Origin of the sequence: Dactylosporangium sp. CS-047395 (genome assembly GCF_050942185.1) — a bacterium.
GTDB lineage: Bacteria > Actinomycetota > Actinomycetes > Mycobacteriales > Micromonosporaceae > Dactylosporangium.
The window spans coordinates 7,615,717-7,636,510 of the sequence record NZ_CP192015.1; the positions used below are offsets into that span (position 1 = coordinate 7,615,717).

19 protein-coding genes are annotated in these 20,794 nt (G+C 72.2%); 8 read left to right on the forward strand and 11 right to left on the reverse strand.

Annotated features, from left to right (window positions below):
* Positions 1-67: 67 nt before the first annotated feature.
* Positions 68-1,495, reverse strand: a complete 1,428-nt coding sequence (locus ACQP00_RS35890) for a WGR domain-containing protein (protein WP_433204418.1) — start codon at positions 1,493-1,495, stop codon at positions 68-70.
* A 169-nt stretch (positions 1,496-1,664) separates the two neighbouring features.
* Between ACQP00_RS35890 and ACQP00_RS35895 the strand changes: the two genes are divergently transcribed.
* From ACQP00_RS35895 to ACQP00_RS35905, 3 genes are all read left to right on the forward strand, one after another.
* The gene (locus tag ACQP00_RS35895; RefSeq protein ID WP_433204421.1) at positions 1,665-3,392 is read left to right on the forward strand and encodes a GTP-binding protein; all 1,728 of its coding nucleotides are present in this window, start codon (positions 1,665-1,667) and stop codon (positions 3,390-3,392) included.
* Positions 3,393-3,459: 67 nt separating this feature from the next.
* On the forward strand, positions 3,460-4,383 hold the full coding sequence (locus ACQP00_RS35900) for a DUF389 domain-containing protein (protein WP_433204424.1): 924 nt from the start codon (positions 3,460-3,462) through the stop codon (positions 4,381-4,383).
* Positions 4,376-5,320 carry a small ribosomal subunit Rsm22 family protein gene (locus tag ACQP00_RS35905; protein ID WP_433204427.1) on the forward strand — a complete coding sequence of 315 codons (945 nt, stop codon included), beginning with the start codon at positions 4,376-4,378 and terminating at the stop codon, positions 5,318-5,320. Before ACQP00_RS35900 ends, ACQP00_RS35905 begins: the two co-directional genes overlap by 8 nt.
* Here the strand turns inward: ACQP00_RS35905 and ACQP00_RS35910 are convergent.
* Positions 5,311-7,158: a glycoside hydrolase family 9 protein gene (locus tag ACQP00_RS35910; RefSeq protein ID WP_433204430.1), complete on the reverse strand. Its 1,848-nt coding sequence runs from the start codon at positions 7,156-7,158 to the stop codon at positions 5,311-5,313. The two genes, ACQP00_RS35905 and ACQP00_RS35910, sit on opposite strands and share 10 nt — an antisense overlap.
* Positions 7,159-7,387: 229 nt before the next feature.
* On the opposite strand from ACQP00_RS35910, the gene ACQP00_RS35915 reads away from it, so the two are divergent.
* The 3 genes from ACQP00_RS35915 to ACQP00_RS35925 are packed head-to-tail and all read left to right on the forward strand — an operon-like array spanning position 7,388 to position 10,946.
* Positions 7,388-7,912, forward strand: coding sequence for a PadR family transcriptional regulator (locus ACQP00_RS35915; protein ID WP_433204433.1), 525 nt, complete (start codon positions 7,388-7,390; stop codon positions 7,910-7,912).
* Positions 7,909-8,586 (forward strand): ABC transporter ATP-binding protein, encoded by a 678-nt coding sequence (locus ACQP00_RS35920; RefSeq protein ID WP_433204436.1) that lies wholly within the window; start codon positions 7,909-7,911, stop codon positions 8,584-8,586. Before ACQP00_RS35915 ends, ACQP00_RS35920 begins: the two co-directional genes overlap by 4 nt.
* Positions 8,587-8,603: 17 nt before the next feature.
* Positions 8,604-10,946, forward strand: coding sequence for an FtsX-like permease family protein (locus ACQP00_RS35925; RefSeq protein ID WP_433204439.1), 2,343 nt, complete (start codon positions 8,604-8,606; stop codon positions 10,944-10,946).
* Positions 10,947-10,958: 12 nt separating this feature from the next.
* Here the strand turns inward: ACQP00_RS35925 and ACQP00_RS35930 are convergent, their stop codons facing one another.
* The 3 genes from ACQP00_RS35930 to ACQP00_RS35940 form a co-directional block, all read right to left on the reverse strand.
* Positions 10,959-11,189, reverse strand: coding sequence for a hypothetical protein (locus tag ACQP00_RS35930; RefSeq protein WP_433204442.1), 231 nt, complete (start codon positions 11,187-11,189; stop codon positions 10,959-10,961).
* Positions 11,190-11,390: 201 nt separating this feature from the next.
* Complete coding sequence (locus ACQP00_RS35935; protein WP_433204445.1) at positions 11,391-11,981, reverse strand: hypothetical protein; 591 nt, start codon at positions 11,979-11,981, stop codon at positions 11,391-11,393.
* A gap of 171 nt (positions 11,982-12,152) precedes the next feature.
* Positions 12,153-12,941, reverse strand: a complete 789-nt coding sequence (locus ACQP00_RS35940) for an SDR family NAD(P)-dependent oxidoreductase (RefSeq protein ID WP_433204449.1) — start codon at positions 12,939-12,941, stop codon at positions 12,153-12,155.
* Positions 12,942-13,003: 62 nt separating this feature from the next.
* On the opposite strand from ACQP00_RS35940, the gene ACQP00_RS35945 reads away from it, so the two are divergent.
* The gene (locus ACQP00_RS35945) at positions 13,004-13,639 is read left to right on the forward strand and encodes a winged helix-turn-helix transcriptional regulator (protein ID WP_433204452.1); all 636 of its coding nucleotides are present in this window, start codon (positions 13,004-13,006) and stop codon (positions 13,637-13,639) included.
* A gap of 403 nt (positions 13,640-14,042) precedes the next feature.
* Here ACQP00_RS35945 and ACQP00_RS35950 read toward each other — a convergent pair whose 3' ends face one another.
* The gene (locus tag ACQP00_RS35950) at positions 14,043-14,204 is read right to left on the reverse strand and encodes a hypothetical protein (RefSeq protein ID WP_433204455.1); all 162 of its coding nucleotides are present in this window, start codon (positions 14,202-14,204) and stop codon (positions 14,043-14,045) included.
* 58 nt (positions 14,205-14,262) lie between these two features.
* The gene (locus ACQP00_RS35955; protein ID WP_433204458.1) at positions 14,263-14,844 is read right to left on the reverse strand and encodes a DUF402 domain-containing protein; all 582 of its coding nucleotides are present in this window, start codon (positions 14,842-14,844) and stop codon (positions 14,263-14,265) included.
* Between the two features lie 18 nt (positions 14,845-14,862).
* Here ACQP00_RS35955 and ACQP00_RS35960 point away from each other — a divergent pair, with 18 nt between their 5' ends.
* Positions 14,863-15,762: a hypothetical protein gene (locus tag ACQP00_RS35960; protein ID WP_433204461.1), complete on the forward strand. Its 900-nt coding sequence runs from the start codon at positions 14,863-14,865 to the stop codon at positions 15,760-15,762.
* A gap of 63 nt (positions 15,763-15,825) precedes the next feature.
* Here the strand turns inward: ACQP00_RS35960 and ACQP00_RS35965 are convergent, their stop codons facing one another.
* The 4 genes from ACQP00_RS35965 to ACQP00_RS35980 form a co-directional block, all read right to left on the reverse strand.
* Complete coding sequence (locus tag ACQP00_RS35965; protein WP_433204464.1) at positions 15,826-16,521, reverse strand: HAD family hydrolase; 696 nt, start codon at positions 16,519-16,521, stop codon at positions 15,826-15,828.
* Positions 16,521-17,153 (reverse strand): tyrosine-protein phosphatase, encoded by a 633-nt coding sequence (locus ACQP00_RS35970; protein WP_433204467.1) that lies wholly within the window; start codon positions 17,151-17,153, stop codon positions 16,521-16,523. The genes ACQP00_RS35965 and ACQP00_RS35970 overlap by 1 nt, the downstream gene beginning before the upstream one ends.
* An 18-nt stretch (positions 17,154-17,171) precedes the next feature.
* A complete protein-coding gene (locus ACQP00_RS35975; RefSeq protein ID WP_433204470.1) occupies positions 17,172-17,870 on the reverse strand; it encodes a peptidylprolyl isomerase in 699 nt (232 codons plus the stop codon).
* Positions 17,871-17,933: 63 nt separating this feature from the next.
* The gene (locus ACQP00_RS35980) at positions 17,934-20,702 is read right to left on the reverse strand and encodes a cellulose binding domain-containing protein (protein WP_433204472.1); all 2,769 of its coding nucleotides are present in this window, start codon (positions 20,700-20,702) and stop codon (positions 17,934-17,936) included.
* Positions 20,703-20,794 lie beyond the last annotated feature (92 nt).

Sequence of the window (20,794 nt, forward strand, 5' to 3'; positions counted from 1 at the left end):
GCCGGACGTGGCAGTGTCCCGGGGCGGCGCCAACGCTTCGAGCGGCGCCGCCCCGGGTGGAGCCTGGTCAGACCAGCTTGCGAATGTCGCCGAACGCCCGATAAAACCCGCCCCGCGAAGCCTCCCGCACGTCGGAGACCACGTACCGCGCCCCCGGCTCGCGGATGCCCTTCGGGAACTGGACCTGCCAGTCCTGGTGGTAGCCCGCGCTCACCACGCGAATCCGCAAGCGGCTGCCCTCCTGCACGCATTCGACGACGACGCCGTCGGCGGGGGTGGCGTCGTGGGTGACCTCGACCGTGGTGGACGGGGCTACGCTGCGCATCGCGGTGGGGGCCTTGACGTCGACGAAGTCGGGGATGACGCCCTGCTCGGCCGCGCGGACGGCTGTTTCGCTCGCGTCGATGCAGGCCAGGGAGCCGTCGGTGGTGACGATGTAGAGCTTCTCGTCGTGGTACTGCATCGAGTAGGCGCTGCCGCAGCCGGTGCCGAGCTTCCACAGGCGGGTGCCGTCGGCGGCGAAGCAGTAGACCGAGGAGCGGTAGTCGCCGGCGAAGACGTAGCGGCCGTCGGGAGCCGCGGCGCAGGAGAAGATGGTGTTGTCGCAGCGGAAGGTGACGCCGGGGCGGCCGTCTTTGTGGAACTGCAGGACGGCGTTGGAGGACATGCCGGCGTAGACGGAGTCGGACTCCTGCCAGCCGAAGAGGACGGCGCCGTTGGTGGGCTGGTTCCACAGCTCGTCGCCGGTGCGCCAGTCGTAGCTGGTCACGCCGCGGCTGTGGCCGTGGTGGACGGCGGTGGCGTCGCAGCGGACCATCCAGCCGGCGGCGCCGTGGCCCTGGCGGCGCCAGAGGAACTCGTCCTCGTGGTCGATGCTGCACACGCCGCCCTTGGCGTCGGACACGCCGAGGATGCCGTCGTGGATGTCGAGCCAGTAGATGTCGATGTCGGGGGCGATCGCGTAGGCCAGGCGGGGCACCTTGCCGGACAGGTCGTAGACGTTGCCGTCGTCGCAGCCGGCGTAGATCCAGGCGTCGTCGGCCACGATGCACTTGACGCCGTCGGGGAGCTGGAACTGGCGCTCCACCGTGGCGTCGTGGCGCAGGACGGTGATCGTGCCCTTCTCGTTGCCGACCATGCACACGTCGTCGTCGATGAAGATGCCGAAGGCCGGCGCGCCCGAGCGGTATTTCCACAGCACCGGGGCGGTCTTGGCGGTCGAGCTCTGGCTGACGATCTGGCGGCGGGTCACCGACCGGGGCGCGCGCTGGCCGGGCACCGCCGGGGCGTAGCCCTTGCGGACCTTCTCGCCGATCTTCTTCGTGGCGTCGGCCTGGGCCTTGGCGGCGTCCGAATACGTCGTGGTCTTGGACTGGCCCGAGTCGCCGATGCGCCCGTAGCGGATCGTCATCTGGTTGCCGTCGAGGACGACCTCGTAGAACTTGTGCGCGCTCCCGGAGTCCTCGGACAGTTCCAGATACGTCGTCTGCGCCATCGACCCGAACCTCTCTCACGTCCAACAGATGGCGACAAAATAGCAAGGGGGTACGACAAAAACGCGGTACAGTCGCGCCGTCAGGTCCAACGAGTGCGAGGGGGAACCATGCGCCAGCGCGTCACGTCCCGGCCGCAGCCCACCTCGCCTCCGAAGGACCTGACCCGTTTTGAGCATCCTCAATCTCGGCATCGTCGCGCACGTCGACGCCGGTAAGACCAGCCTGACCGAGCGCCTCCTGTTCGACGCCGGCGCCATCGAGCGCCTCGGCAGCGTCGACGCGGGCAGCACCCAGACCGACTCGCTGGAGCAGGAGCGCCGCCGCGGGATCACGATCAAGACCGCCGTGGCCACGTTCCGGCTCGGCGCGCTGACCGTGAACCTGATCGACACGCCCGGCCACCCGGACTTCATCGCCGAGGTGGAGCGGGCCCTGCGCGTGCTCGACGGGGCGATCCTCGTCGTCTCGGCGGTCGAGGGCGTGCAGGCGCAGACCCGCATCCTTCTGCGTACCCTGAAACGCCTCCGAGTGCCGACGCTCGTCTTCGTCAACAAGACCGACCGCGTGGGCGCCGACCCCGACCGCGTGATCCAGCAGATCGGACCCGGGGCCATCCCGATGTGGCGCGAGCACGAAGAAGCCCTCGCCGACTGCGACGACCGCGCGCTGGCCGCCTACCTGGACAACCGGGCGATCGACGCCGCCGGGCTCACCCGCGAAGCGCGGATCATGCCGGCGTACCAGGGCTCGGCGATCACCGGCGAGGGCATCGCCGAACTCACGCGGGCCATCCAGGACCAGCTGCCGGCCGCGAACACCGATGATCAAGCCCCACTGCACGCCACCGTGTTCAAGATCGATCGCAACCGGGCCGCCTACGTCCGCGTGCACGAGGGCGTCCTCGAGGCCCGCCAACGAATAGGAAACGACAAGGTCACCGCGATCGACGACGGCCACCGCACCAGCATTCGAGCCGGAGAAATCGGCCGCGTGTACGGCCTGCACGCCCTCAAAATCGGCGACACCATCGGCGCCGGCGCCACCCGACCGGCGGTGTTCGCCCCGCCGACGCTGGAGGCCACGGTGGAGCCGAAGGACCCCGCCCGCCGCAACGACCTGCACCGCGCCCTGCAACGCCTCGCCGACCAGGACCCGCTGATCGACCTGCGCATGGACCGGGAGAGCCACGAGCTGAGGATCAAGTTGTACGGCGAGGTCCAGCGCGAGGTCGTCCGTGACACGCTCGCCGAGGAGTACGACCTGGCCGTCACGTTCGGCGAGACCGTCACCCTGCACCTGGAGCGCCCCGCCGGCCGGGCCCGCGCCGGCGCGGTCATCGGCAAGGACGGCAACCCGCACATGGCGACCCTGGAGCTGGAGCTCGCGCCCGGCGCGGGCCTCGAGGTCGCGGTGCGGGTGCCGGTCGAGCACATCCCGATGTACGTCTACAAGACCGCCGCCAACTTCCAGGACGCGATCACCCGGTACTGCCGCGACTCCTTCACCCGCGGCGGCCTGCACGGCTGGGACGTGGCGGACGCGCGGGTCACCGTGACGCGCTGCGGCTACTCGGCGCCGATGAGCACCGCCGGCGACTATCGCCGCCTGGTTCCCGAGCTGCTGTCCAAAGCATTAGCCGCCGCCGGTACCGTCCTGTGCGAACCCGTCCACCGCTTCGCCATCGAGGGCCCGGCCGACGCGCTCACCGCCACCCTCGGCGCCCTGCCCCGCTTCGGCGCCGTCCCGGACGTGCCCGGCACCGCCCGCGGCCGGTTCACCCTCGGCGGCACCATCGCCGCGAGACGCCTGCCCGACCTGGAGCGCGCCCTGCCCGGCCTGACCCACGGCGAGGGAACGGTGGAGACGGCCTTCGAGGGATACCGGCCGCTCTCGTGACGGAGACCGGCCGGGCGTCCCCAGGGGCTTCGCAGGAACGCCCGGCCGGTCTCGTGATAATGGTCCGATGCTGCACCTGAGAGTGATCAGCCCACCCGAGGACACCGAGCGGGTCCTGGGACTGCTGACGACAGAGGCCGGGGCGACGAACGTGGTCGTCCTGGCGGGGGCGGCCCGCGAGCCGGCCGGGGATCTCGTGCTCGCCGACGTGGTCCGCGAGGCGGCCACCCCGATCCTCTCCGGGCTGCGCAAGCTCGGCGTCCACGAGCACGGCTCGATCGCCATCGAGACCGTCGACGCCGCGCTGTCGCGCAATGCCCAGCGGGCCGCGGACGCCGCGCCCGGGCTGTCCGGCGACGCGGTCGTGTGGGACGAGATCGAGCACAAGACCGGCGAGGAGACGGAGATCTCCGGCACGTTCCTGGCCCTGCTCGCGGTCGCCACGATCATCGCCGGCATCGGGGTGCTGCTCGACCAGCCGATCCTGATCGTCGGTGCGATGGTCGTCGGGCCCGAGTACGGCCCCCTCGCGTCGCTGAGCGTCGGGATCGTGCGCCGCCGCGCGCGCTCGATCCGCCGGTCGCTGCTCGCGCTCGGGGTCGGCTTCCCGGTGGGCATCGTGGTGACCATCCTGACCACGTGGGGCCTCGACGCGCTGGGCCTGGTCGACAAGGATATGCTGCTGCGGGAGCGGCCACTGACCGACTTCATCTGGCGGCCCGACGCGCTGTCCTGGGTGGTCGGGTTCTTCGCCGGGGTCGCCGGGATGCTGTCGCTCACCTCGGCCAAGGCCGGGCCGCTGATCGGCGTACTCATCTCGGTCACCACCGTGCCGGCCGCGGCGAACATCGCGGTCGCGCTGGCCTACGGGGTGCCGCACGAGGCCGGCGGCTCGGCGCTGCAGCTGCTCATCAACCTGGCCGCGATCGTGGTGGCGGGGGTGGCCACGCTGCTGGTCCTGCGATGGTTGTGGCGGCTGCGCCGTGGCTGACCTGCGCGAGGCGCTCGACGCGCTGCTCGCCGACGTGCCCCCGGCCCGGCTGACCGAGTCGGTGCGGCGCCTCATCGAGGACTACCGCAGCGGGCGCCCCGCGGACGAGCCGCTGATCCGGACCATGGTCGACGCGACGGCGTACGCGGCCTACCGCATGCCGGCCACGCACGCCGCCGTGCTCGCCGCGCTCGGGCAGCTGCCGCCGATCGCGCCGGCGAGTCAGGTGGACCTCGGCGGCGGTACCGGCGCGGCGGTCTGGGCGGCCCGCGAGCTGTTCGGCGCCATCGAGGCGACCGTGCTCGACCAGGTGCCGGAGGCGCTCAAGCTCGGCGAGCGCATCGCGAAGGACCAGGGCATCGGGTGGCAGCAGTGGCGGCTGGGCGAGCCGGTCCCCGCCGCCGACCTGGTCACCGTCTCCTACGTGCTCACCGAGCTGGACGACACGGCCCAGCGGGAGCTCGTGGCCGGGGCGGCCGCGGCCGCACGGCAGGCCGTGGTGCTGATCGAGCCGGGCACGCCGCCGGGGTACCGACGGATGCTCGCCGCCCGCGACCAGCTCATCGCCGCCGGTTGGCACGTCGCCGCCCCCTGCCCGCACCAGCTGGCGTGCGGGATGACGGGCAAGGACTGGTGCCACTTCGCGGCCCGGGTGAACCGCTCCGCGCTGCACCGGCGGCTCAAGGACGCGAGCCTCGGGTACGAGGACGAGAAGTACACCTTCGTGGCGGCGCTTCGGACACCGGAAAATGCACCGGGGCGCATCGTGCGGCATCCGGCGTTCCGCAAGGGGCTCGTCACCCTGCAGGTATGCCAGCAGGACACGAGCGTCGGGCCGACGCTCGTGTCCAAAAGGGAGGGTCCGCGCTACAAGGCGGCCCGCGACGCGGCGTGGGGCGACCCGTGGCCGCCCCACGCCGCCGACGCTCAGGTCTGATCCGCCGCGAAGGTCGAGACCCAGGCCAGGGACGCGTTCCAGTTGATGGTCAGCTCGTTGGTCGACCACGACTGGATGTCGTCCATGTAGCACAGCTGCGGCTTGCAGCCCTTGAGCGCGGCGCTCGCGACCTCGTCCTGCAGCTGCGAGTTCGGTCCGCCGGCGAGGGTGCCGCGCGGCGGGTTCGGCAGCTTCGGGTCGAGCTGGTGGGCGTACCAGCGGCTGTGCTGGTTCTTCGAGGCCTTCTCGCCGTAGCCGGTCACGTAGGACTGGTTCAGCGCGTTGCGGCCCAGGATGTAGTCCAGGCCCGAAAGGACCCCGTCGCGGTACTTCGCCTTGCCCGTCAGGTCGAACGCGGTGCCGACGACGGCCAGGTTGTTGAGGATCTGGCTGTTGGAGGCCCAGTCGTAGCCGGCCGCGGGCGCGTAGGGCTGCCCGTACGCCTGACCGTCCATGGTCTTGAGGTAGCGGTCCGCCCCGTCGACGACGGACTGGCGCACCCGGTCGCGGTCGGCCAGCTTGTTGTCGACGGTGGCCAGGTCGAGCCGGCCCAGCGCGGCGGTGGCCCGCCAGTCGAACGGCGCCGCGAACACGTCGGACTTGTGCATCGGCGAGCTGGTCACGGCGGTCGCGTACGCCTTCTGACCGGTGGTGATGTAGAGCTCGGCCGCGGCCCAGTAGAACTCGTCGCTGACGTCGGAGTCGCCGTAGGCGCCGCCGCCGGTCGAGTCGGAGTCGGGCGCGTACATCATCGGGTGCGCCTTGGCCGCGGCGTACGCGGTCTCGGCCACCTTGAGCAGCTTCTTCGAGTAGTCCTTGTCATAGGGCTCGAAGACCCGGGCGCCCTGCGCGGCCGCCGCGGCCAGGTTCAGCGTGGCGGCGGTCGACGGGGCGTGCAGCTGGCGCTGCTGGGTGTCGGCGGCCGGGTCGGTCGGCAGGCCGGTCCAGGCGGCGTCGGTCACCTTGTGGTGCGCCATGCCGGCCAGCGGCTCGCCCGCCGGGACCTGCATCTTCGTGAGGAAGTCCAGCTCCCAGCGGGCCTCGGCGAGCACGTCCGGGGTCTTGCCGCCGTGCTCGGGCAGGCGCAGGCCGCGGGCCTCGGCCGCCTTGGGCGAGCGCTCGTAGCTGCTCATCAGCTGGGCGACCGAGATGCCGCCGTTGACGACGTACTTGCCCTGGTCGCCGGCGTCGTACCAGCCGCCGGTGACGTCCAGGGTGTAGTTGCACCCGGTGCCCGGCTGGCACGGCACCTTGGTGTCGCCGGCGCCCGGCGTGTCGGCGGTGTGGCCGGCCTTGCGGCCGTAGCCCGGCGCGATGGCGTCGTCGATGGCGATGCCGCTGCGCTGCGGGTAGTAGAACGACAGCGCGTCGATGCTGAGCTGGCGGTACGCCTTGGGGTCCAGGTCGAACGGGAGGCTCGCCTTGCCGTCGACCTCGAGCGTGTACGTGTGGCCGGTGCCGCGGTACGAGCTGAAGTCCACGACGTGCGTCTGCTGGCCGGAGCTCGCGTCCATGCCGCGGGGCTCCGACTCGCCGGAGGCGACGACCTTGCCGGCGTTGTCCTTGAGCTGCCACGGCAGCGGCTGGGCCGAGTCGGAGATGACGGTGGCCCGCTTGGGGCCGTCCGGCAGGTAGCCGACCTGGTTCACGCGGACCGGGGTGTCCGGGATGTGGTCGGGGGTGGCCGGGAACGCGTAGGCACTGTCGGCGCTGGTGCCGGGCAGTCCGCCATCGCGACTCGAGAACACGATGGGCAGCGCGACGGCCGGGACGGCGACGATCGCGGCCACGGCGGCCAGGCGGGCGCGGCGGGACTGCATGAAGGCGGGCAGGCGCACAGGGCTCCTTCCGGTCGGGTGATTCGGCGGGTGGTGCGGCGAACCTAGCTACCGACAAGCCGCCCGAATCGGACAAAAGGCGCCCGTGTGGCCCCGGTCACAGCCAGGGCCCCTCGATGGCACAAACGGTGGTCCCGATGGACTCGTACGTTTGCGCGTCCTCCCTGCTCAGTTCGCTCTACGCGGTAGGTATACACAGCATGTATACGTGTCGTGTAGAGTCGCCCGCATGTCCATCGGTCAAGCGTTCTTAGGGCTCCTCGAGGCCCGCCCGCGCCACGGGTACGACCTGAAGCGGGCCTACGACGAGCGCTTCGGCGCCGACCGCCCGCTCGCCTACGGGCAGGTCTACGCGACCCTGTCCCGGCTGCTCAAGCACGGCCTGGTCAGCGTCGAGGGCGTCGAGTCGGGCGAGGGCCCGGAGCGCAAGCGCTACGCGATCACCGACGCCGGGGTCGCCGACGTCGAGCGCTGGCTGGCGCAGGCCGAGAAGCCCGAGCCGTACCTGCAGAGCACCCTCTACATGAAGGTCGTGCTCGCCCTGATCAGCGGCCGCCCCGCGGCCGAGGTGCTGGACACCCAGCGCGCCGAGCACCTGCGGCTGATGCGCGAGCTGACCCGCCGCAAGGCCGCCGGCGACCTGGCCGAGCAGCTCATCTGCGACCACGCGCTGTTCCACCTCGAGGCCGACCTGCGCTGGCTGGAGCTCACCACCGCGCGCCTCGACGACCTGGCGAAGGAGATCCAGCGATGACCGCACTGCTGGCGGCCGAGGACCTGCACAAGGCGTTCGGGTCCACCAAGGCCCTGGACGGCGCCTCGATGTCCGTCGCGGCCGGCGAGATCGTGGCCGTCATGGGCCCCTCGGGCTCGGGCAAGTCGACGCTGCTGCACTGCCTGGCCGCGATCATCCAGCCCGACGCCGGCCGGGTCATGTACCGCGACCAGGAACTCTCCGCGATGTCCGACAGCCGCCGCAGCGCCCTGCGCCGCAGCGAGTTCGGCTTCGTGTTCCAGTTCGGCCAGCTCGTGCCGGAGCTGACCTGCCTGGAGAACGTCGCCCTGCCGCTGCGGCTCGACGGCGTGCGGCGCCGCGACGCCGAGCAGCGCGCCCAGGAGTGGCTCGACCGGCTGGAGATCGACGACGTGGCCGGCAAGCGCCCGGGTGAGGTCTCCGGCGGCCAGGGCCAGCGGGTCGCCGTGGCCCGCGCCCTGGTCACCGGGGCCCGCGTGGTCTTCGCCGACGAGCCGACCGGCGCCCTGGACTCGCTCAACGGCGAGCGCGTGATGAAGCTGTTCACCGCGGCCGCCCGCGACAGCGGCGCCGCCGTCGTGCTCGTCACCCACGAGCCGCGGGTGGCCGCCTACTCCGACCGCGAGATCGTCGTGCGCGACGGCCACGCCCTGGACCTGGAGCGGGCCCGGTGACCTCGCCCCGTCCCCACGTGCGCGCCGGGCGCCTGCGCCGCTGGTCGTCCGAGGTCGGCCTCGGTGCCCGCCTGGCCCTGAGCGGCGGCCGGGAGGGCCTGGTCCGCACCGCGCTGACCGCCCTCGGGGTCGGGCTGGGGGTGGCCGTACTGCTCCTGTCCGTCTCCATCCCCGGCATCCTCGACGGGCGCCACCAGCGCGTCGACGGCCGCGACGACCAGCACATCGGCGCCGCCGAACAGCCGGCGAGCGACTCCTCGGTGCTGATGCTGACGGTGTTCAGCTCGTACCACGACCGCGCCGTCAACGGCCGCTTCCTGCGCCCCGAGGGAGCGCACCCGATCGTGCCCCCGGGCGTGCCGGCGCTGCCGCCGGACGGCTCCATCGTCGTCTCCCCGGCCCTGCGCGACCTGCTCGCCTCGCCCGAGGGCGCGCTGCTGCGCGAGCGGTTCCCGCAGCCGATCGCCGGCACCATCGGCAAGCAGGGTCTCTCGGGCCCGAACGAGCTGTACTTCTACGGCACCCGCGGCGACCTGACCGAGGACGACCCCGCGATCGTGCGGCTCACCTACTACGGCTCGCGGGCCAACACCGACCCGCTGTCGCCGATCCTGCTGCTGCTCGTCGTGGTCATGTTCGTGGTGCTGCTCATGCCGGTGGCCATGTTCGTCGCCGCCGCCACCCGCTTCGGCGGCGAGCAGCGCGACCGGCGCCTGGCCGCGGTCCGCCTGGTCGGCGCCGACACGTGGATGACCCGCCGGGTCGCGGCCGGCGAGGCGGTGCTCAGCGCCGCGCTCGGGGTGCTGATCGGCTTCGGGCTCTACTTCGGCGGCAGGCCGTTCGCCGAGCGCTTCGAACTGCACGGCCTGAGTGTGTACGCCACTGACATCCGGCCCGCCCCGCTCCTGGCGGTGGCGATCGCCCTCGCAGTACCGGCGGCGGCTCTGCTCATGACGCTCTTCGCCCTTCGGCGGGTGGTCGTCGAACCTCTCGGGGTCGTGCGCAAGGCGACGGCGCGGGCCAAGCGGCGGATCTGGTGGCGGCTGCTGCCCCTGGCCGGCGGGGCGGCGCTGCTCGTGCCGCTGTTCAACACGGACAAGACGGCGCGGTTCAACGTCTGGCAGGCGGCGTTCGGGATCATCCTGCTGCTGCTCGGCCTGGCCACCCTGCTGCCGTGGCTGTTCGACCGGCTCGTGGCCCGGCTCGGCACGGCCGGCCCGGTCTCGTGGCAGATCGCGATCCGCCGGCTGCAGCTCTCCCACGACAGCGCGCTGCGCGCCGTGAACGCCGTCGCGGTCGCCGCGGCCGGGACGATCGCGCTGCAGATGCTGTTCGCCGCCGCCCAGGCCGAGAACACCGTGCGCAGCCCGGCCGACCTCGCCCAGGCCAGCGCCGTCGTGCAGACCACGCTGAGCCGCTTCACCGCGGCGCACTCGCAGGCCGACATCGAGACGGTGCTGCGCGGCGCGCACGGGGTGACGAGCGTGCAGTCGTACCGCAACGACTACGGCAAGCCCGCCGGCGGGACCGACGACCAGTACCTCGAGGTGGTCGTGGCCGACTGCGCGACCCTGCGCCTGCTGGCCGACGTGCCCTCGTGCGCCGACGGGGACGCGTTCGCGGTCGACCCGGCCTCGCTGGCCCAGCCCGGCATGACCGGCGGCATCGACCCGACCACCCTGGCCGGCAAGGAGATCCTGCTCGGCGAGACGGGTGCCGCCGCGCTCACGGTGCCGGCGCAGCTCAAGCCGGCCCGGGAGAAGCGCGACCCGTACGGCTCGCAGCACGACGGCATCCTGCTCACACCCGGTGCGGCCCCACCGGTCCCGGCCGGCGCGCGCTTCACCTCGTTCGTCCGCTTCGACCCGGCCGGTCAGGACGCGAACGAGTACGTGCGCAACGCGGCCATGCGGCTCGGCCTCACCGTCGACGTGAGCATCCTCAACGCCACGAACGTCGACCAGACCTTCGCGAGCATCCGCCGCGGCCTGTTCGCCGGGGCCACGGTCGTGCTCGTGCTGGTCGGGCTGAGCCTGCTCGTGAGCACCCTGGAGCAGCTGCGCGAGCGGCGCCGGACGCTGGCCGCGCTGGCCGCGTTCGGCACGAAACGCGACACGGTGGCGTGGTCGATCCTGTGGCAGACCGCGCTGCCGGTGGCCCTGGGCCTGGTCGCCGCCTCGATCCTGGGGATGGCCCTGGGCGCCGTACTGCTGCAGATCGTGGCCGTCGACGTCCGGCTGGACTGGGCCGGCGTGGGCGTGGTGAGCGGCATCGCGGGCGGCGTGGTCCTGCTGGTCACCCTGGCCAGCCTGCCGCCGCTGTTCCGCCTCATGCGGCCGGAGGGGCTGCGCTTCGAGTGACCGCCCCTCCGTTCAGCGCGCCGACAGGTACGCCAGGACGGCCTTGACCCGGCGGTGCTCCTCGGCCGCCGGGAACAGGCCGAGCTTGGTGAACACGCCGTTGACGTGCGTTTCGACAGCGCCAGGACCTCCCGCTCCCGGTCGGTGAGCCCGGTCCAGCGGCGACACCTTCGACGGCCGGCCCAGCAGCCGGGCCACGACGGCCGGGTCGATCGCGCTGCCACCGGCGGCGCCCCGGCGCACCGCCGCGAGGAAGTCGTCGATCTCGATGACCCGGTCCTTGAGCAGGTACCCGAGGCCGGACGGCTGCTCCTGGACAGGTCGACGGCCCGCTCGGCCTCGACGTACTGGGACACAGCGACGTCTGGCTGTTCGCCCCGGCCCTCGCCGTCGTGTCCGCCCTTACCCTGCTGGCCGGCCTGTGGCTACGCCGCCGAGCCGCCCTCAGCCGATCCGGCGCCTGACCCACGCAACGACGCGCCGCGCGGATTCCTCCGGCGGCGCGTCATCGGTCCGCACCACGGTGTCGATCGTCTCTCGCAGGTACTTCGCGAACGCGAGATGCCGCTCGACGTTCCGCTCCCGCCACGGCGGCCTGGCCTCGAGCCGCTTCCGGCGCTCCTCGTCGGCACAGTCGAGCACGGCAAAATGGATGTCGGTGATCCATCGCCGCCCCGCGAGCTCGTCGAGCTGATCGGGGGTGAAGGGGGCCAGCAGTACGGTATGGCGTTGGCTCTGGGCCGCACCGTGGGCGACGCTGAGCCAGGCGTCGCGGAAGGCGGGCCAGTCGACCTCGCCGAACTCGCAGGCCCGCTCGAACGGCCCGATGAGCCAGTCGGCGTCGAACACCAGGCAGTCGGGCAGCTCTCGCACCAGGTGCGGGAACACCGTGGTCTTGCCCGAGCCGGAGGCCCCGGTGACGACGAAGAGCGGCAGGCGTCTGGCCGGCTCGGTGTTGCCACAGTCGGGACAGACGGCGTTGTCCCCCTCGGGCGCCATGACGATGGGGTCGTCGCAGCGCTGGCAGTAGTGCACGCCCAAACCCTATCGCCCGGCTCCTGTCCACCGGTCCGGCGGCAATCCCCCGCCGGCACGGCTTCATGGGCCGGGGCCTGGCGGTGGCGGGGCTGGTGCTCGGTTTCGTCTCGCTCGGCCTCACGATTCTGGTGGGCATCGCCCGCAGCTGACCGGAACGCCCGTGGGACCTCAGTCCACCAGCGCGCCGGCCGAGAGGTTGACGACCGCGCCCGTCATGGCGGCGGCGTGGTCCGAGGCCAGGAACGCCGCCGTCTCCGCGATTTCCGCCAGGGTGGGCAGGCGCTTGAGCAGCGTGGTCGGGGCCAGGCCGGACTCCAGGAAGTCCTGGACCGCACCGCCGCCGGCGGCCGGTTTGAACAGGTCGTTGGTGTACGAGCCCGCGGCCGGGGCGTCGATGACCGCGTGCGGGCGGATGTTCACCACCCGGATGCCGGCCGGGGCCAGTTCGACGGCCAGCAGCCGGGCGAACGCCTCCTTGCCCGCCGCGCTCACCCCGTGGCCCAGGATGCCGCCGATGGCCAGCTTCGCGCCCGGCTCGGACAGGGTCAGGATCACGCCGGTGCCGCCCATGTGCCGGGCGACCGCCTTGCTGGTGATGAACAGCGTCCGCAGGAAGCCGTCGATCGGGCGCATGAACTCCTCCAGCGCCAGGCCGGCCAGCGGCGTGCCCTGGTCGTGCATGATGCTCACGGCGTTCAGCGCGATGTCGATGCCGCCGGCCGTGGTCGCGACCGTCTCGGCGTGCCGTTCGACTGCCGCCTGGTCGAACACGTCCACCTGCGCCGTCTCGACCGTCCCACCGGCGGCGGCGATGTCCCGGGCCACCGCGTCGAGCCTGGCCGGCGTGCGTCCGGCGAGGAAGACCCGGGCCCCCTCCCGGGCGAAGACCCGCGCGACGGCGCCCCCGATCGCCCCGCCGCCCCCATAGATCACTGCGCTCTTCCGCTCCAGCATCATGCAGCGAATGCTAACCATGGTTGGTTGTTAAAAACAACTGCCCGCTGTGGTACTTTCTGATCATGCCAACCAGCCGCAGCTACCGTGACTCGTGCGGGGTGGCGCGGGCGCTGGACGTGGTCGGCGAGCGCTGGGCGCTCCTCGTCGTACGCGAGCTGCTCCTCACCCCGCAGCGCTTCTCGGAGCTGCGCCACGCCCTGCCCGGCGTAAGCTCCAACCTGCTCGCCGACCGCCTCCGCGAGCTCGAGCAGCACGGCGTCGTCCACCGCCCCGACGGCGGGCGCTACGACCTGACCGACTGGGGCCGCCGGCTCGAACCCGTCGTGCTGGCCCTCGGCGACTGGGGCATCGACGCACCCCACCCCGCGGGGCCGGCCGCCCTCAGCGCCACCTCGGTCCTGATCTTCCTGCGCGGCCACGCCCGCCCGGACCCGCAGGCCCCGCCGACCACCTGCCGCCTCGACCTCGACGGCCGCGCCTGGACCGTCCGCCTGACCGCCGGCCGCCTCGAGATCGACCCCGGCGAACCCCCGACGGCCGACGCCGCCCTGCGCACCGACCCCGCCACCCTCAGCGCCCTGCTCCAGGACCCGTCGACCCTCGCCGCCGCGTGCACCGACGGCACCGCCGCCATCGTCGGCGACCGTACGGCCATCGACCGCCTCCTGCGCGCCGTCTCCGAACCCACGCCGGCCTGATCGAGCGAACAGCCGACGGCACCGCCGCCATTGTGAGCGACCGGACGGCCATCGCCGCCGGCGCGATCCTCAACCCCCGGTGCAGCAGCGTCGCCGCGAGCGAAATCCGGGCCGAGTCACGAGCCGAAAGAGCGGCCTGAACAAGCGGCCCGAACAAGCGGCCCGAACAAGCGGCCCGAACAAGCGGCCCGAACAAGCGGCCCGAACAAGCGGCCCGAACAAGCGGCCCGAACAAGCGGCCCGAACAAGCGGCCCGAACAAGCGGGCTGAACAAGCGGGCTGAACAAGCGGGCTGAACAAGCGGCCTGAGGAGGACAGCAGAACGCGGCGGCCGCCCCGGAGCAGTGCCGGGAGGCCGCCGCGGGGCGGGGTTGTGCGACGGGAGGGGAGAAACGGAAAAGGGTCAGCCGACCACGCGCGTGAAGAAGTCGCCGAAGCCGGTGCCCAGCTGGGCGATGAGCGCGCCGATGCCGCGGGCCACGCGAGCCGCGGCGTCCGGGCGGAAGGCGATGAACCAGATGATGAAGATGACCACCGCGTACTGCAGAGTCTTTTTGAGCGTCATTGACCTTTGCCCCGTGCATATCAATGGTGCAGAGACCACCAAAGTAACCCGATCGGGGCTAGATGGTGGTCGAATGCGGTAACTGCGGCAGGGGCCAGGCCGGGTCGGGGCGGAAGTCGCACCAGGTGCCGTCGAACGGGAACCGGCCCGCCTCGGCCGCGGCGGCGACCCGTTGGCCCTCGGCGCGGATCGCGGACGCCTCCGCCGTGTTCCAGAAGCCGGGGCGGTCGGTCGAGGCGGCGAAGGTGTCCTCGTCCTTCCATCGCCAGCTGCGGTCCGGGTCGACCACGACGTCCAGGTGGTGGTCGACGACGTCGATGCCGCCGGGGTGGCGGGCGATGACGGCCTCGAGGTTGACGTACCAGCCGAGGAAACGCTGCTCGCGGAAGAACCACCAGACCGAGTGCGACGCGCCCGGCGGGTGCAGGATCAGCACGTCGCGGTCGGTCCAGGTGCGGCGCTCCAGCGGGGCGGCACCGTAGTCCTCAATGGACGGCGCGCCGGAGACGAGCGGGCCGACGCGGCAGGCGAAGCCCGCTCCGGCCGGCAGCCACACCCGCAGGCCGTGCTCGTCGTCGGCGACCGGGTGCACGGCCTGGGCCCAGCTCACGTGCGGGCCCCGGAAGTAGCGGCGCAGCATCTGGACCATACTACGGAGATGCTCGCCGCCGTCCGTCGTCTGCCGTCGACGCCCGGGGTGTACCGGTTCCGCGACGGCGACGGGCGGGTGCTCTACATCGGGCGGGCGACCTCGCTGCGTTCCCGGGTGGCGTCGTACTGGTCGGACCTGCGCGACCGGCCCCGGCTGCGGCGGATGATGCCGCTCGTCGCGGCCGTCGAGGCGGTGGCCTGCGACTCGGTGCACGAGGCGGCCTGGCTGGAGCGCAACCTCCTGGGCCGGCGCAAGCCGCGCTGGAACCGGGCGCGCGACGGCCAGGAGTCGACCGTCCACATCGGACTCGACCTGAGCCCGCGCGCACCGGGACTCCGGATTTTGTACGCCCCGAAGCCCGGCTGCTTCGGCCCGTACCTCGGTGGCCTGCGCGCCCGCAACGCCGTCTCCGCGCTGCACCGGATCCGGCCCCTGGCGTACACCGGGGCGGGGCTGACCGGCGCCGAGCGGGACATGGCGCAGGCCCGCGGCGTGACCCCCGGCGATCGCGAGCGGCTGGTCGCCTCGATCACCGCGATCCTCGCCCGCGACCCGGTGGAGCTCGACCGGGCGCGGACCGACCTGATCGCGCTGCGCGAGCGGGCCGCGGAGAACCTGTCGTTCGAGCTGGCCGCCGAGATCCACGAGGAGCTGGCCGCGCTCGACTGGATCGCCAGCCCGCAGCGCACCGCAACGCTCGAACCCGCCGAGCTCCGCGCGGCCGGCTTCGCCGACGGCGTGCTGGTGCTGTTCCGAGTCCGCGCGGGCCGGCTCGACGAGTGGACCCAGCGCGCCTCGACGCCGGAGCGCGCCCGGAGGTACCTCGCGGAAACCCCGGAGGCATGGCGCCCGTTCGCGCAGCGCAACGCGGAGCTAGCGGCCGGTCTCCAAGCCGGGCCGAAGTAGCGCCGGCAGCCTCGACGCCAGAGCGCGCCCGGAAGCAACTCGCGCAGACCCGCAGAAATGGAGCTAGCGGCCGGTCTCCAGGAGCGCCGGCAGGTCGGTCAGATCGTCCACGGCGTCCGGCGGCGTGAACGGGTCCGGGTCGTCGCGGTGCACGGCCGCGCCCGGGTAGCCCGCGTTCGTGACGAGCACCGGCCGCATCCCCGCGTCCCGGGCGCCCTGATGCTCGCGGCTCCCGCCATCCCCGACGTACCAGCACTCGGATGGAGCGACGGCGAGGCGCGCGGCGATCGTGGCGTACAACTGCGGCGCCGGTTTGCGGGCGCGCTCCTGCCACGAGAAGACGGTGGCGTCGATGAGCGGCGCGTAGGCGGTGCCGGCCCAGCCCTGGCACAGCTCGGCCCCGCAGTCGCTGAGCACGCCGAGGCGCAGGCCCCGCCCGCGCAGCGCGGCGAGCACGTCGAGCACGCCGGGGCGGGGGCGCCAGAGCGGGACCGCGCCGCGGTGGTGTGCGGCGACCGCGGCGTCGAGGCGGGCCCCGGTCGCCTCCACCCCGCACCGGCGGGCCATCTCGGCCAGCATGGTCCGGGTGTCGCCGTGCCGGCCGGTGATGCGCTCGGTGAACGAGGACGCCATCGCCGTCCAGAACGCCTCGGGCGGCACGCCGAGCGCGGCCGCGGTCGCGAAGGCGGCGTCGCGCCGGCCCGACTCCACGCCGGGGTCGGTGAGGGTACCGAAGAAATCGAAGACGACCGCGCGCATCAGGCGACGAACCGGTCCCGGACGGCCCCGAGCTGCTCGCCGGTGACGCCGTTCGCGGCCAGGTAGGCCTCGACGCCGCCGAACAGCTCGTCGACCCGCGCGAGGGCGGCGAGGATCGTGGCCTCCTCGCAGTCGCCGGAACACGCGTAGTCCGCGGCGATCCGGTCGTCGGGCACGCCCGCGAGCCGCAGCAGCACCGCGACGACGATGCCGGTTCGGTCCTTGCCGGCCGCGCAGTGCACGAGCACGGCCCCGGGCGGGGCGGCGACCACGGCGGCGACCACGGCGGCGACGCGCCTGCCGTTACCGATAACACTGGCCCGGTACACGTCGGCAAGCGGCGCCAGGTCCGCCAGGTCGCGGGCCGGGTCGTCGTCGGGGTCGACGAGCGGCAGCAGCCGGACCAGGTCGTGGCCGGCGAGCGGGCTGGGATACTGCGCGGCCTCGTCGGTCCCGCGCAGGTCGACGATCCGGCTGACCCCGTGCGCGTGCAGGGCGGCGACCCCGTCGGCGGTGAGCCGGTGCAGCGAGTCGGAGCGCACCAGCGCGCGGTCGCGCAGCACGCGGCCGCCGGCGATCGGCAGTCCGCCGAGGTCGCGGGCGTTGCGACAGTCGGGCCAGGGCAGGCGCATGGCCGCCACCCTAGCGCCCTACTGGTAGGTGACCGTCACCGTCCGCAGGACGATCTCGATCTTCGGCGGGCCGCCCCCGGCGCCGTTGGGGTCCTCGGCGGTCAGGCCGCCCACGGCGACCTTGTCGACGATGTCCAGGCCCTTGCTCACCGTGCCGAGCATCGAGTAGTCGGGGCCGATCTGCGGGTTGTCCTTGTAGTTGAAGAAGAACTGGCTGCCGTTGGTACCCGGACCCGCGTTCGCCATCGCGACCGTGCCGCGGGTGTAGGGCGCGCCGGTGTTCTCGTTCGCGTAGTGGTACGCGGGGCCGCCGGTGCCGTCGCCGGCCGGGTCGCCGCACTGCAGCACCCAGATGCCTTCGGTGGTGAGCCGGTGGCACTTCGTGTTGTCGAAGAAGTGTTTGCCGGCCAGGTACGCGAAGCTCCCCGTCGCGCACGGCGCCTTCACCCCGTCCAGGGCGATCTCGATGTCGCCCAGGTTGGTCGTGATGCGCATGGTCGCCTTCGCGGCCTTCGGGGTGGCCGGCGGGACGCCGACGTCCTTGGCCGACGGGTCGCCGGTCGTCGGGGTGTAGACGCAGTTGCCGGGCGCCGCCGATCCGGCCTCGGCCAGCGGGCGACCGGCGCCTTGGCTGAAGCTGATCGACTTCGAGGAGCAGCCGGCCAGCAGCACGGCAACGGCGGCGGCAAAGGTTACGGCGCGGAGGCGGAGCGTCACCAGGCCACCCTATGACAAGGGAAACGCGCCGGTCCCCGCAGGGACCGGCGCGTCAGCAAACCCTCAACTCACCGAGCAGCTCGTGCCGTTGAGCGTGAACGCCGTGGGCTTGGCATTCGTCGCGTTGTTCCAGCTCGCCAGGAACCCGAACTCCACGCTGCCGCCGTTCGCGGCGATGGTCTTCGTGTAGTCCACGTTGGTGACGGTCACGTTCGCCCCGGACTGGGCGTTGACCCCGCCCCAGATCTGGCTGACGACCTGGCCGTTGGCGTAGGTCCACTTCAGGGTCCAGCCGTTGACGGCGGCGGACGAGCCGTTCGTGATCTTCACCGCGCCCTGGAAGCCGCCGCCCCACTGGCCGGTCACGCTGTACGCCACGTTGCACGCACCCGCCGGCACGGATGCGGACGGCGACGTCGACCGCGACGGCGAGGTGGACGTGGACGGCGAACGGGACACCGACGCCGAGACCGACGGCGATGCCGAGCGCGACTGGGACGACGAGGGCGACACCGAGTACGACGGCTGCGGGCCGGTGCGGTCGCCGTAGATGATGCCGCGGCCGTTGGTGCCGATGTAGACCCGGCCGAAGATCCGCGGGTCGCCGGTGATCGCCTCGCCGATGTTGCCGTACTGGTGCGCGTCGTCGTTCACCCGCAGCCAGCTCGCCCCGGCGTCGTCGGAGCGGAACACGCCCTTCTTGGCGTCGACGGTACCCACGAGGAAGACCGCCGGATTGGTCCGGCCCGGCGCCGCCTTGCCGAACCCGACGTTGAGCCCCGCCGTCGCGCTGGACAGCTTGGTGAACGTGGTGCCGGCGTTGGTGGAGCGGTAGACGCCGGTGTCGCCGGCCAGCCAGACCTCGCCGGCCGCCCCGGGCACCGCCTTGAACTTCGCGGTCGTCGGCAGGCCGGTGGCCGCGGTGGTGAAGCTGGCCCCGCCGTTCGTGCTGACATAGAAGGAGCCGCCGCTGTACCCGTAGAAGGTGTTCGGGTTGACGCGGTCCGACTCGACGATCGCGTTCTGCGGGATGCCGCTCGCCTGCGTCCAGCTGTTGCCGTAGCCGACGGAGTAGACCACGGCGCTGTTCTTGGGCGCCCACAGGAACCGGGAGCCGTCGGCGCCGGCCGCGATCGTGCCGCCCTCGTTGATGCCGCCCGGCTCGCTGCCCTGGAACCAGTTCGCGCCGCCGTCGGTGGAGAACGCGGCGTGGCTGTCGTTGGGGCGGTCGGAGTCGGTGAAGTTGCCCGCGCGCACCATGACGCTCGGGTTCAGCTCGGCGTAGTCGAGGCTGGTGGTCGAGGCGAAGATCGGCTGCTTGAACATCGTGGCCGGCACCGCGTCGAGGCTGGTGTGCCGGAAGCCGCCGATGTCGCCCAGGGCCGAGATCAGCGGGGCGCCGGTCGGCGGGCTGATCAGGTCCAGGACCGCGGTCTCCTCCAGGCCCGGGGCCATCGGCTTGATGGTCATCTGGCCGCCGCTGTCCCACAGGTTCAGGTCGGTGCTGCCGTAGATGGTGGCGCCGGTGCCGTACATGAAGCGGCTGGAGTTGAACGGGTCGATCTCGACCGCCTCGTTCATCCAGCCGAGCTTCGGGGTCACCTCCGGCGGCTGCGGGTTCGTGCCGAAGTCGAGCCACGGGGAGCGACTGATGTCCATCTTGTACCGGAAGCTGCGATTCGGATAGCTCGTCCAGTCCCAGATCCGGGTCCAGGTCGCGCCGCCGTCGGTGCTGCGGAAGAAGATGGCGTCCGGCCACCACGACACCTGGGTCGCCACCATGAGCGTGTTCGGGTGCTGGCGGTCGATGGTCAGGCCGCTGTAGCCGAAGTAGTCGTCGGAGCTGGAGGACGGGATCGGGCTGATCTGCGTCCAGGCGCCGGTCGCGGTGTTGTACTTCCACACGTCGCCCTTGCCGCCGTCGTACGGGCCGCCGGTGTCGCTCGTCGCGAGGTACAGGAAGCCGCCGGACGTGTCCAGGACGCCCTTGTGCGCGATGTAGCCCGTCGGCTGCCCGGCGAGGCGGGACCAGGTGGTGCCGCCGTCGGTGCTGCGGTACACCGTGTTCTGCTTGTCCGCGACGCCGACGTAGATGGTCTGCGTGGTGCTGCCCGCGGTGCCGGTGCGCTTGTCGAACGTGACCCAGACGATGCCCTGGTTGTCCGTCAGGTACCCGTTGGCGTCATTGGGGTCCTGCACGTAGTTGCCGGGGTTCGGGAACGCGGTGACCTTGGACCACGTGGCACCCGAGTCGGTGCTGCGCCACAGGCCGTTGCCGCTCGGCGCACCGAGGTACAAAATCGAGTTCTTGTTCGGGTCGATGGCCAGGCGCTCGCCCATGCCGCGGCCGGGCATGTTCCCGCCGAGCTTGAACGGCAACTGGCTGACGGACCAGGTGGCGCCCTTGTCGGAGCTGCGCAGGACCGCGCCGTTGTTCGGGTCCCACGAGTTGGTGTACATGCCGGCGGCCACGTACACCTTGTTCGGGTCGACCGAGTCGGTGGCCAGGCTGACGACGCCGTTGTAGCCCCAGTTGTCCTGCCCGACCCAGTCGAGCAGCGGCACCCAGCGGTTGGTGGCGGTGTCGAGGCGGTACGCGCCGCCGATGTCGGTGCGCGCGTAGACCAGCCCCTGCTGCGACTGGTTGAAGATGATGCCCGGCACGAAGCCGCCACCCTCGATCTGCACGTTCTTGAACGCGTACGGGTCGGCGGCAGCGGCGTCGGCGGGCCGCACGGCGGTCTGGACGGCGACGCCGATGGCCGCGACCGCCACGGCCGCCACGGCCGCGGCGCCGAGGCGTCTCGATCTGTTGGGCCTACTGATTGGCATGCGCGGATCGTGTTGGCAGTCACCTTTCCGGGTCAACGCCGCCCTGGTCAGCGGCTGGTCAAGCGCTTCGACAGCATGAAACTCTCACGCGG